Source organism: Corynebacterium sp. HMSC14H10 (genome assembly GCF_001807105.1).
In the GTDB taxonomy this organism is placed as follows: domain Bacteria; phylum Actinomycetota; class Actinomycetes; order Mycobacteriales; family Mycobacteriaceae; genus Corynebacterium; species Corynebacterium jeikeium_D.
Genome location: NZ_KV787412.1, coordinates 1 through 10,568, shown reverse-complemented (window position 1 = coordinate 10,568; position 10,568 = coordinate 1). Strand labels below are relative to the sequence as shown.

At 59.6% G+C, this 10,568-nt stretch carries 10 protein-coding genes and 4 tRNA genes; 9 read left to right on the top strand and 5 right to left on the bottom strand.

Annotation, left to right across the window (positions count from 1 at the left end):
• Positions 1-16: 16 nt before the first annotated feature.
• Positions 17-670, bottom strand: coding sequence for a mycothiol transferase (locus HMPREF3135_RS02520; protein ID WP_070437856.1), 654 nt, complete (start codon positions 668-670; stop codon positions 17-19).
• Positions 671-731: 61 nt separating this feature from the next.
• Here HMPREF3135_RS02520 and HMPREF3135_RS02515 point away from each other — a divergent pair, with 61 nt between their 5' ends.
• The 3 genes from HMPREF3135_RS02515 (at position 732) to HMPREF3135_RS02505 (ending at position 4,081) form a co-directional block, all read left to right on the top strand.
• The gene (locus HMPREF3135_RS02515) at positions 732-2,606 is read left to right on the top strand and encodes a DUF294 nucleotidyltransferase-like domain-containing protein (protein WP_070437851.1); all 1,875 of its coding nucleotides are present in this window, start codon (positions 732-734) and stop codon (positions 2,604-2,606) included.
• A 33-nt stretch (positions 2,607-2,639) separates the two neighbouring features.
• Entirely contained in the window at positions 2,640-3,227 is a 588-nt protein-coding gene (locus HMPREF3135_RS02510; RefSeq protein WP_048735364.1) for a 3'-5' exonuclease, read from the top strand.
• A 65-nt stretch (positions 3,228-3,292) separates the two neighbouring features.
• Positions 3,293-4,081 (top strand): fumarylacetoacetate hydrolase family protein, encoded by a 789-nt coding sequence (locus HMPREF3135_RS02505; protein WP_005509430.1) that lies wholly within the window; start codon positions 3,293-3,295, stop codon positions 4,079-4,081.
• 41 nt (positions 4,082-4,122) lie between these two features.
• Here the strand turns inward: HMPREF3135_RS02505 and HMPREF3135_RS02500 are convergent, their stop codons facing one another.
• Positions 4,123-5,355, bottom strand: coding sequence for an isochorismate synthase (locus tag HMPREF3135_RS02500; RefSeq protein ID WP_070437848.1), 1,233 nt, complete (start codon positions 5,353-5,355; stop codon positions 4,123-4,125).
• Between the two features lie 56 nt (positions 5,356-5,411).
• Positions 5,412-6,134 carry an SDR family oxidoreductase gene (locus HMPREF3135_RS02495; protein WP_070437845.1) on the bottom strand — a complete coding sequence of 241 codons (723 nt, stop codon included), beginning with the start codon at positions 6,132-6,134 and terminating at the stop codon, positions 5,412-5,414.
• Here HMPREF3135_RS02495 and HMPREF3135_RS02490 point away from each other — a divergent pair.
• A complete protein-coding gene (locus tag HMPREF3135_RS02490) occupies positions 6,133-6,846 on the top strand; it encodes a TIM barrel protein (protein WP_246818296.1) in 714 nt (237 codons plus the stop codon). The genes HMPREF3135_RS02495 and HMPREF3135_RS02490 overlap by 2 nt on opposite strands.
• A gap of 56 nt (positions 6,847-6,902) precedes the next feature.
• The gene (gltX, locus tag HMPREF3135_RS02485; protein ID WP_070437839.1) at positions 6,903-8,390 is read left to right on the top strand and encodes a glutamate--tRNA ligase; all 1,488 of its coding nucleotides are present in this window, start codon (positions 6,903-6,905) and stop codon (positions 8,388-8,390) included.
• Here gltX and HMPREF3135_RS02480 read toward each other — a convergent pair.
• Together HMPREF3135_RS02480 and HMPREF3135_RS11360 are read right to left on the bottom strand one after the other, a co-directional pair.
• Positions 8,374-9,582 (bottom strand): hypothetical protein, encoded by a 1,209-nt coding sequence (locus HMPREF3135_RS02480; RefSeq protein WP_070437836.1) that lies wholly within the window; start codon positions 9,580-9,582, stop codon positions 8,374-8,376. The two genes, gltX and HMPREF3135_RS02480, sit on opposite strands and share 17 nt — an antisense overlap.
• Complete coding sequence (locus tag HMPREF3135_RS11360; protein ID WP_168163230.1) at positions 9,500-9,784, bottom strand: hypothetical protein; 285 nt, start codon at positions 9,782-9,784, stop codon at positions 9,500-9,502. Before HMPREF3135_RS11360 ends, HMPREF3135_RS02480 begins: the two co-directional genes overlap by 83 nt.
• Positions 9,785-10,067: 283 nt before the next feature.
• On the opposite strand from HMPREF3135_RS11360, the gene HMPREF3135_RS02475 reads away from it, so the two are divergent.
• The 4 genes from HMPREF3135_RS02475 to HMPREF3135_RS02460 all read left to right on the top strand — a co-directional run bounded on the left by HMPREF3135_RS02475 (position 10,068) and on the right by HMPREF3135_RS02460 (position 10,475).
• Positions 10,068-10,139: transfer RNA gene (locus HMPREF3135_RS02475), tRNA-Gln, on the top strand.
• A gap of 39 nt (positions 10,140-10,178) precedes the next feature.
• Positions 10,179-10,251: transfer RNA gene (locus HMPREF3135_RS02470), tRNA-Glu, on the top strand.
• Positions 10,252-10,281: 30 nt separating this feature from the next.
• Positions 10,282-10,353 (top strand) — tRNA-Gln (locus HMPREF3135_RS02465).
• Positions 10,354-10,402: 49 nt separating this feature from the next.
• Positions 10,403-10,475: transfer RNA gene (locus HMPREF3135_RS02460), tRNA-Glu, on the top strand.
• The last annotated feature ends 93 nt before the right edge of the window (positions 10,476-10,568 follow it).

Sequence of the window (10,568 nt, the reverse complement as noted above, 5' to 3'; positions counted from 1 at the left end):
GGGGGGGGGGAGAGGGCTAGGCAATCACAGTTTTGCCATCGACGGTAGTGATGTGAGTCTTACCGTCGGCGGTGTGCTCGATGAAGTCCGACGCATGTCCGACCTGGCGAAGTACATCGATGATGGTGTCAAGGGGGTATGGGGATGAGCTTCCTGCGCCGTTATCGGAATCATCCCCTCCCAGTCCTGCCACTAGCGCATCCCTCGTAATCTCCGCATGTCCCAGGTGCTGAGCCGCCTCGTGGAAGACATGCACAATCACGCCTTCGATGCTGCCGCACCACCAACGGTCCTTATCGGTAGGAATAACAGCAGGAGCACCAGCGCGGTCCACGCCTTGCAACTCCACCAGCGCGGATTCAATGGCCGCGCGGTCACGGTGGTAAATCTCCAGCCCTTCCGAAACACTGCAATGAGCAGAAAACTCCCCATCGCGATCACGGACATAATCACGCCCAAGGCAGACGCGCTCGAGCCAGTACCTCGCGGATCCGGTCACATGTCGTAGCAGCACGGCCAGGGAGTTAATGGCTGGGATGGGAAGGGTTGCGTTGAAGGCGTCGTCGTCAAGCGTGGCGACGAGTGCCGCGAGCTTGTCCATCCTGCCGAGGATGTGGGCGTCGAGCGGCCATTCGGGATTTATTGAAGCGCTGTGTGTGGAATTGGTCATAAGGTCGAGTATTCCCGCAAATCAGTCCTATTGGGAGCAAAAATAGGGGATAATTGACCCCATGACCGTCGAGCTTGCGGAAATCGCAGACTTCCTCAGCCATACTCGCCCCTTTTCGGACCTCAACGATGAAGAGCGCGCGACTATCCCACCGCTTTTGACCATGCGCTATGCCCGTCGTGGAACGGAGATTATCCGGGCGGGTGCGGATAACAACAGCTGTTTCATTATTCGCTCCGGCATGGTGGATCTCTTTGACCCAGCTGGCACGCTGTTGGACAGGCGAGATGTGGGAGATCATTTCGGCTATTCGACGCTGCTGAGCAGTGACCCCTCGCTGTACACGATGACGGCAGTGGAGGACTGCGTATTCCTGGTGATCTCCAAGGAGGTCTTTGACCAGCTCAATGACCAGTTCGTAGAGGTCCGGCGCTATTACGGCGGTGAAAACGCGCGCATTCGCGCAGTGGCATCGAAGCTGCGGAGTACTGCGGCATCGGAGTCGTTGCGCACACGGGTTGCGGACCTGATGGAAACATCGCTGGTGACCTGCAGTGCTGATGCGACAGTACAAGAGGCGGCGCAGATTATGACGGAGCGGAATGTCTCCAGTCTGCTCGTGATGGAGTCTGCAGGCGCCAACCAGAGCTCGCTCGTCGGCATCATCACTGACCGTGACCTCCGTCGTCGAGTGCTGGCAGAAGCCAAGCCGGCGGAGAGTCTCGTAAGCGAAGTGATGACCGGGAACCCGGAAACTATCAGTCCCGACCTGCTGGTCTTCGAGGCCATGCTGCTGATGGCCGAGCGCGGTTACCATCATCTGCCGGTGCACGATGGGACGTGGGTGGTCGGCATGATTGTCATTGGCGACCTCCTGCGCAGTCTGCACACCGATCCCGTGTACGCGACGGCGACGCTGGCGCGAAAGAGCGATATCTCCGAGATTGCGGAGATTGCTCAGAACGCACGGCGGATTGTGGGCCGGTTTATTGACCGAGGTGATTCGGGGGAGGAGGTCGCCAAGCTGCTGACCGCCGTGGCCGATGCTGTCACCCGACGCCTGGTGGCGCTTGCGGAGGAAAAGCTTGGGCCGCCACCGGTTAGCTATGCCTTTGCAGTACTGGGCTCGCATGGGCGCGGAGAGATGGGGCTCGCGTCCGATCAGGACAATGCGCTGGTCCTCGCCGACGATTACGACGCCGACGCTCATGCTGACTATTTCGCCGCGCTTAGCGACGAGATTTGCACCAACCTCGACCGAGTCGGTTATCCGCTCTGTCCAGGGGCCATGATGGCCAGCAATCCTGCGTGGCGGATGACCAAGTCGCAGTGGCTGCGCACTTTCCACGGGTGGATTACGGCACCGGAGGCGGAGGCCCTGTTACATGCACAGACCTTCTTCGACATGCGAGCGGTAGCGGGCGATGTGCAACTGGTGGAGGGCCTTCGTGCGGCCTACCTGCCGCTGGCCCAGGGGTCGCAGCGCCTGCACGCGCACTTGGCCAAGCTCTCGGCCTGGCGGGAGCCGCCGCTCGGCTTCTTCCGTGGCCTGGTGCTGGAGAAGGGCGGCGAGCACGCAGAGACCCTGGACATCAAGAAGGGGGGAACTGCTGCTGTGGTGCAGATGGCGCGCCTATTTACTGTGGCGGCCGGGCTGCCGCAGCTGTCCACACGTGAACGCTTGGCGGCGAGTGCGGGTGCCGGAAGCGTGAGCCGTCAGGGTGCGCAGGATCTGGCGGATGCGTTCGAGTTCCTGTGCACGGTGCAGCTTCATCACCAGCAGGCCCAGTTCAACGCTGGCGAGCAGCCGAATAACCACATCTACCCGAAGCGTCTCTCCAGCCTGGAACGCGAGCACCTGCGCGATGCGTTTGGTGTTATCCGCAAGTTGCAGCAGAGTCTCGGGGCGAAATATCCCATCCGGGCGATGTCGTAGTTTAGCTGTGTGAGTTAGCTGTGTGAGCGCGCAATGTTGAAGTTTTTCAAACCCCGCAAGAAACTCTTGGACGCACCTATCCGCGACAATGCTTGGCTCGCGGTCGATGTGGAAACCACCGGTCTGGATCCTTCCAAGGATCAGTTGCTTTCCATCGGTTGGGTTGCCGTCGAAGGCCGCGACATCGTGCTGGAAGAGTCGGGTCACCTTCTTATTCGCCCAGAGCGCGAGGAGGTGAGCGTCGGCGAGTCGGCGACGGTGCATGGGCTTACCGACGACATGGTCGCAACCGGGGTAGAGGCAGAGGTGGCCGTCGGCAAGCTGTTAGAAGCTCTACGGGGACGGAAGTTGCTGGCGCACTACGCGCGGATGGAAGTTGGGTTCTTAGATCCGTTGTGCCGGAAGTACTTCGATGCGCGCTTTGATGTGCCGGTGGCGGACACTATGACACGCGAGTACGACGCGATTCTGCGAGCCAACCGCGAGCCGGTCCGTGATGAGCTGCGGTTGTGGTCATTGTGCGACAAGTACGGCATTCCCCGTTTTAAGGCCCATCATGCGTTCAACGATGCGCTGGCCTGCGCGCTGGTGTGGCTTGCGCAGGAATCCCGCGGAGTTTAGAGCGCAGAGTATAGAGAGTGGGGGTCGTTGCATAATTATCGCAATGTGACGTGTACCCTACTTTTATGCGTATTGCTCGAATCGCCCACCCAGAGGGCATGTGCTTCGCGCTCGTTGAGGGCGAAGGCAATGAAGTTACTTTGCACGAAATCGAAGGGCACCCTTTCGGTCAGCTGAATAAGACAGGCCGTTCCTGGCCGCTTGCCGACGTACGTCTGCTCGCCCCAATGCTGCCGTCGAAGGTCATCGCTATTGGTCGTAACTACGCTGACCACGTCGCCGAGGTGTTCAAGAAGTCGGCAGAATCGCTGCCGCCGACGATGTTCATTAAGCCGCCGACGGCCGTCATTGGCCCGGAAGCGCCAATCCGCATTCCGGATTTCGCCACTAACGTCGAGTTCGAGGGCGAGCTGGCACTGGTTATTGGTAAGCCGTGCAAGAACGTCAAGAAGGAAAACGCTCACGATGTGATCTTCGGATACACCATCGTCAATGATGTTTCTTCCCGCGACCTGCAGTTTGCCGATGGTCAGTGGGCGCGCGCAAAGGGCATCGATACTTTCTGTCCGCTTGGTCCGTGGATCCAGACGGAGCTGGACTACAACGAGCTGCCAATCAAGGCACACCTGACTCATGAGGGTGTTACCGAGACCAAGCAGGACTCCAACTCCAACCAGATGATTATGTCCATCCCGGAAATCATCGAGTTCATCACTGCCTCGATTACGCTGCTGCCGGGTGATGTCATCTGCACCGGCTCCCCGGCCGGTACCGCTGCGATGTTCCCGGGTGACCGCATCGAGATTGAGATCCCGGGTATCGGCAAGCTGGCCAACCCGGTGGAGCGGGCTTAAGCTGCTAGGGCTTAAGCTGCTAGGGCCTACGCCGCCCTGGCCTAAGCGCCCTTAACTCCAAAAGCGCGGAGCACAGTGCCCATCTTGGCACTGGTCTCCGTGACTTCTTCTTCTGGGTCGGAGTGCGACACAATGCCGCCTCCGGCCCATAGTCGTGCCACGGACCCCTCAGTGTCGATCTCGGCACAGCGAATGGAGACCACGAACTCGCCGTCACCATTCTCATCGCACCAGCCGACAGCGCCCGAGTAGAAGCCGCGGTTGGTCTCTACGGCCTGAATAACGCCGAAGGCGGATTCCGTCGGCGTGCCACAAATAGCTGGTGTCGGGTGCACCACCAGCGCTAAATCCAGCGCGGACAGCGACGGATCCTTCAACCGACCGCGGATATGCGTGGCCAAGTGCCACATCTCGGCGGTGCTCATCAGCTCGGGGCTGTCCGGAACATCCAGCGAACTGCACAGTGGCGCCAAGTTGTCGGCGATGTCGTCGACGACGAAGGCATGCTCGTCCAGGTTCTTGCGCGAGTCCGCTAAACGACGGGCCGACGCCCGGTCCACCTCTTCATTCCGGGACCTCGGCAGCGACCCGGCCAAGGGAAACGCCTCAACGATGTCGCCCGTACGGCGGACCAGCATCTCCGGGGAGGAACCGATGAGCAACTTGCCCTCATAATCGGAACCGGCGGGGGAGAGATCCACGACAAAGCCATCGCGGTTGGGGGATCCGTCGATAAGCCGCGATGCGAGTAGGAGCGGGTCAATCGGGGGATCGATTTCGAGTTCCACAGCGCGCGCGAGCACGACCTTTTCCAGCGCCGAGTACTCGATTGTGCGGATGGCTGCGGCGATGCGCTCAGCGTGCTCGTCGAGCGGGGGATCGTAAGCGACGATGTTGGCGTGGGGCTTCGGTGCGTTCCAACGGTAGTGCGCGGGTGGCTCCAGCGGCTGCGAGGAGCGGATGACTTCCCGGGGAACGGTCAGGGCGGCGGGCTTGTCCAAGTCGAAAGGCAATGCGCCGACCACCATCTTGTGAATGCCCGAGTGCAGTCCCTCGGCCGCGAGCCAGGGGTCGGAAAGCTGCTCTTCAATACCTTGCGTGCGGATGGAGCCGTGTGCCCGGGAGAGCAAAAAGTCCGGAGCGGTGGTCGGGCGGGACGTATCCCAGCGCGTCGAACGCTTCGGAGTCGCTGCAGGGTCGTTCGACGGGTGAGAATTCTCCGGCTTCTCTTCTTCGTTTCCGCCGCCCAGAGAGGGGTGGTTTTCCATGGACATAGCCCTAACCCGCCTCCTCAATCTAAACCCAGTTGTGCTCCAGTTTAAGGGGCAGGCTAACCCCTACCCAAAAAGGGCATACCCGCAGCGGTAATCGTCAGCTGATCAATGACTGCACTCGCCGGCAGATTCGCGGCGTAGAGGAAGGTCTCCGCAGCCTGCTTGGCATCGAACATTGGCTCGCTGCCTGTGAACGTCCCCAACAGGTCAGTCTGCGCATTGCCAATGTCAATGCGCGTTGCCGTAATGCCATACTCGCGTCCGTCCAGGGCAAGCACATGGGTCATTCCGGCAAGCGCGCTTTTCGACGTCGCGTACGCCGCCGTATGGGCTCTCGGCACCTGCGCCGCGATAGAGCAGTTGACCAGGATTCGGCCGCCTGCTTGGTCCGCCTTCCCATCACGCCCCGGCTTCATCCGAGCGAACGCCTCGCGTGCACACAGGTACGAGCCGACCACATTTGTGTCGATAACCGCGCGGAAGTCCTCAATGTCGGTCTCTCCGAACTCTGCGGGCGTGCCGGGCAGCCCCGCATTGAGCACCGCAACATCAATGGTTCCCGTAGCCACCTGCGCGTCCTCAAACATCGCACGGACCTGCTCGGGGTCAGTGATGTCACACTTGGAGTAAGTGATGTTGTCCGCTTCGGCGGCAACGGCCTCGAGCGCGTCGATACGCCTGCCGCAGATATGCACGTGCCAGCCATCGGCGGCGAAAGCCAGAGCAATTTCGCGACCAATGCCCGCGCCGCCACCAGTTACTACTACCGTTTTGGTCATGAGCACTATTATTAACTGTTCTACGGTCTACGCACACATGTCCCCGCACGATGCCGTCAACGCCGCGCGTGACGACGGCTACGCGGCCGTGGAATTCTGGTGGCCATTTGACCTCGCAGTGCCCGCACCCGATGAGGTTTCCGGTTTTTGCGACCTCTTTGACGACAGCCTTGGTCTTTATGCCATGAATCTGTGGGGAGGGGACATGGCAGCGGGGCAGCGAGGAGTGCTCGATACGGATGGGCTGCCCGCGGGGCACCTGGAGGCAGTGAGCCAGATTGCGCGGGCCACTGGGCTGAAATGCTCGAACGTGCTGCTGGGGCGCTCGGGGGAGCTGACCGATTTGCAGGTGCAAAGACTGACTGAGATTACTGCCCAGCTGGAGCTCAGTGGGGTTCGCGCGTTGATTGAGCCACTGTCCGGGATGAGTGATTATCCCATTACAGATCCGTGGCAAGCCGAGGAGTTAGCTCAACAGACTGGTGCTGGTGTGCTCGCGGACTTTTACCATTTTGCAGCTAATGGCGTCGACGTGGATGCTTGGCTCACTGATGTGGAGACTGGAAGATTGAGCCTGCCGGCGCACGTCCAGATTGCCGATTTCCCAGGCCGCGGCGCGCCGGGCACCGGTGAGGCACCACTGCGCAGCTGGGTTGAGCGGCTGCGCGCCGCCGGATACGCCGGCGAAGTGGCCGGGGAGTGGGCTCTGTAACCCTATGCAAACCCTATGCATGCCTGCAGGTGGGAGGGCGGGTATCGTGGGAAAGCATGTCAGATGTTCGCGTACGCTTTTGCCCGTCGCCAACCGGTACCCCGCACGTTGGCCTCATCCGCACCGCCCTGTTCAACTGGGCATATGCCCGTCACACTGGTGGCAAGCTGGTCTTCCGCATCGAAGATACCGATGCCGCTCGCGACTCCGAAGAGTCTTATCAGGCAATCATCGAGGCCCTGAATTGGCTCGGTATTGACTGGGACGAGGGCGTCGATGTCGGCGGTCCGCACGGCCCGTACCGCCAGTCGCAGCGCAAGGACATCTACGCCGATGTATTGCAGCGCCTCATTGACGCCGGTGAAGCGTACGAGGCCTTTTCCACCGCTGAAGAGGTTGAGGAGCGCCACAAGGCCGCCGGCCGTGACCCGAAGCTGGGCTACGACAACTATGACCGCAACCTCACCGAGGAGCAGAAGGAAGCCTTCCGTGCAGAGGGGCGCAAGCCGGTGATTCGCCTGCGTATGCCGGACGAGGACATTGTCTTCGATGACCTCGTTCGCGGTCGTATCGAGTTCAAGGCCGGCCTGGTTCCGGACTTCGTTATTGCCCGCTCCAACGGTGAACCGCTCTACACCCTGGTTAACCCGGTCGATGACGCTCTGATGGAGATCACTCACGTCCTGCGTGGTGAGGATCTGCTGCCATCGACGCCGCGCCAGATCGCTCTCTACGAGTCGCTGAAGCGCATCGGTGTCGCCAAGTTCACCCCGGAGTTCGGTCACCTGCCGTTCGTTATGGGCGAGGGTAATAAGAAGCTGTCCAAGCGTGACCCGCAGTCCAATCTCTTCATCCACCGCGATAACGGTTTCATCCGCGAGGGTCTGCTGAACTACCTGGCACTGCTGGGGTGGTCTATGGACGGCGACCAGGACATCTTCACGATGGACGAGATGGTCAAGGCCTTCGATATCCACGATGTGCTGTCCAACCCGGCTCGCTTCGATCAGAAGAAGGCCGACGCTATCAACGCGGACCACATCCGCATGCTCGATCCGAACGACTTCGAGCAGCGTCTGCGCACGTACCTGGAAAGCCACTTTGACTTCCCGGCCGACTACCCGGCGGATAAGTTCGCTTTCCTGGCAACGCTGCTGCAGACCCGTGTGAAGACGCTTTCCGACGCCTGGGACCTCTCGAAGTTCCTAGTTGTGGAAGAGGACGAGTTCACCTTCGATGAGCGCTCGGCACGCCGTAACTTCAAGGAAGACGCCGTCGCTGTCCTGGAGGCCACCATTGCAGCTGTGGAGCCGCTCAGCGAAGAGGACTTCGTCACCGAGAAGCTTGAAGCTGCACTTCAGAAGGCCCTCATCGAGGACCTGGAGCTGAAGCCACGCAAGGCTTTTGGCCCGGTGCGCGTGGCCGTGACTGGCGCTCAGGTATCGCCGCCGCTGTTCGAGTCCATGGAGCTGCTTGGTCGCAGCCGCAGCCTGGGCCGACTGCGCAAGGCGCTCGAGGTCACTCCTTTTACTGCTGCTCAGTAAAGAGCGCGAGCTGGGCTGAGCGAAGCAGGTTCGTGTAAGAGCCCGCTTCCTTGCCCACCTTCTGCGGGTCGCGGTTCAGCATATTCATGGAGGTTTCGCGGTAGTCCTTGACCAGCGACCCCATGTGGTTGTTGAAGAACTCGTGCCAGTCGGTTCCCCAGTGGACCGTGCCGTCCTCGTTTCGCTTGAGCAGTGCGGCAAAGGCGTACACGAGCGGGTAGATGAACCCGTCTGGAATCGCGTAGCCGATGGGCTGGCGATAGAACTTCGAGTACTTCTGTGGAGTCTTGCCAGTCCGCGGATTCTTCTTATTGGCCTTGTCAACAGCATCAATGCCGCCGAATTTACCGCCGCTCTTGTTGTAGAGATCGGGTAGCTCTGCGTTGATGCGCTCGAGAATATCGATGAAGTCACACGTGAGGTTCAATGCGCTGCGGACCTTCTCGTTGTAGAGAACGACCTCTTCGGTGCGCTCATTGATGCTTTCAGTGCTGGGCTTAGTGACCTCCGGTGAGCTCATGACATCCTCGAAGCGGTCAAGCAGCTTGGCCTTGCCGGAGTAGAGGCTGGTGGGGGTCGGTGCTTCAATCTGCTTCCCGTCGGCATCCTTCGGCAGGTCAATACAAGACAGCGGAATCCACGCCATAGCGATGACATCGCCCACCTTTAGTCGACCAGTATCGTTGGTGCGCCACTGCACGTTGTCGCTAATTCCCTGAGGCAGAGCATGCTTCAGATCGTCAAAGTAGCCTGCGCGATTGAGCTTTGCTTCCGCCTTGAGCTCCGCATTGTTGTTGCGGGCGGCACAGATATCGAGCAGAGCATCGGAGAAGTCCTGCACAGTGTCCTCGTCCCGAGCACCGGGCACGAGTACCTCTACCGGAACACGGGCATCGAGCTCGGTGAGGCTTTCGTCGGCAAGCAATTCCTCAATTTCTCCCGTACGCGCCGACCAGACCTCCTTCATTTCGGACCACGTCTTGATTTTGCGGCTAGGTGGTGGAGTGAGCTTGCCCAGAACGAACAGTGCGATAGCCAGCGAGTTGTGACCGCCGTCGAGGATGCCTTCGATGCGACGGTTGCTGAAGGTGAAGCGGTAGAGATTGTCGTCACTGGTGAACTGAGTGGAGGCCAGGAGCACACCCTTGGACTTGTAGGCGAAGAGCTCCGGCGTGGTGTCGATGGTTTCCATGATGGCATCGGTGATGCGGCCGGTGCGGGGACACGCGTGGGTTGGCGTCGAGGTTGAGGGCCGAGATGATTTTCGCGAACTGACGGATAGTGACAGTGCCGATGACGCGACCGATGGTGCCGTTCATTTGCTCCGTGATGTCGGAGAACTCCAGCTCGAGCGTGATGGGGGCGGATGTTGCCGTCGTTGTTGGGGAAGTCATGGTGCCTGCCTTTCAGGTCTGGTTTTTTGGTGTGTGTCGGCTGTTTGCCAGCCGCTTCACCACGAAGTGTCTCCTGAAGGGCGGATCAGCTTTGAGCTGCGATCGAATGGGCTTTCGATCTGGGACTGCGTTAGTTATATGCATTGCATTAGTTATGCATTAGCTATGCGCACTGCTGAGGTGGGCTGTGGGGAACTCGCGATTTTAAACGAGGCTTTGACCAGGTGATTTGCTCTTGTTAGCGCGAATTGGCTATATTATTCCTCGTTGCGTTCAGCAGCGATGGCCTATGGTGTAATTGGCAACACTACGGTTTCTGGTACCGTCATTCTAGGTTCGAGTCCTGGTAGGCCAGCGGAATTCGCTCGCTCAGTTGAGTTGGATTCAGTTCTAAGCCCCGTTCGTCTAGCGGCCTAGGACGCCGCCCTCTCACGGCGGTAACACGGGTTCAAATCCCGTACGGGGTACAAAGGCAGCGTGAAAGCGCCAGTCTTTATTGGCCTATGGTGTAATTGGCAACACTACGGTTTCTGGTACCGTCATTCTAGGTTCGAGTCCTGGTAGGCCAGCAGTGAAGAAGTTCATTGTTGAATGTATTCACTAACTGCAAAGTTCTAAGCCCCGTTCGTCTAGCGGCCTAGGACGCCGCCCTCTCACGGCGGTAACACGGGTTCAAATCCCGTACGGGGTACAAAGTTACTCCCCAGTCAGTCGGCTGGGGAGTTTTTGTTTTTTAAGAATCGAGGCGACTATGACGGGTTAAGTAAAGAAAAGTGTGTCTTTT

Bases quoted from the DNA above. Each gene is read 5' to 3' on its own strand.
- HMPREF3135_RS02500 (WP_070437848.1), bottom strand. From the start codon at position 5,355: ATGTCCATGGAAAACCACCCCTCTCTGGGCGGCGGAAACGAAGAAGAG.
- HMPREF3135_RS02490 (WP_246818296.1), top strand. From the start codon at position 6,133: ATGAGCACTATTATTAACTGTTCTACGGTCTACGCACACATGTCCCCG.
- HMPREF3135_RS11360 (WP_168163230.1), bottom strand. From the start codon at position 9,784: ATGACTTCCCCAACAACGACGGCAACATCCGCCCCCATCACGCTCGAG.
- HMPREF3135_RS02520 (WP_070437856.1), bottom strand. From the start codon at position 670: ATGACCAATTCCACACACAGCGCTTCAATAAATCCCGAATGGCCGCTC.
- gltX (WP_070437839.1), top strand. From the start codon at position 6,903: ATGTCAGATGTTCGCGTACGCTTTTGCCCGTCGCCAACCGGTACCCCG.
- HMPREF3135_RS02480 (WP_070437836.1), bottom strand. From the start codon at position 9,582: ATGGAAACCATCGACACCACGCCGGAGCTCTTCGCCTACAAGTCCAAG.
- HMPREF3135_RS02505 (WP_005509430.1), top strand. From the start codon at position 3,293: ATGCGTATTGCTCGAATCGCCCACCCAGAGGGCATGTGCTTCGCGCTC.
- HMPREF3135_RS02510 (WP_048735364.1), top strand. From the start codon at position 2,640: ATGTTGAAGTTTTTCAAACCCCGCAAGAAACTCTTGGACGCACCTATC.
- HMPREF3135_RS02495 (WP_070437845.1), bottom strand. From the start codon at position 6,134: ATGACCAAAACGGTAGTAGTAACTGGTGGCGGCGCGGGCATTGGTCGC.
- HMPREF3135_RS02515 (WP_070437851.1), top strand. From the start codon at position 732: ATGACCGTCGAGCTTGCGGAAATCGCAGACTTCCTCAGCCATACTCGC.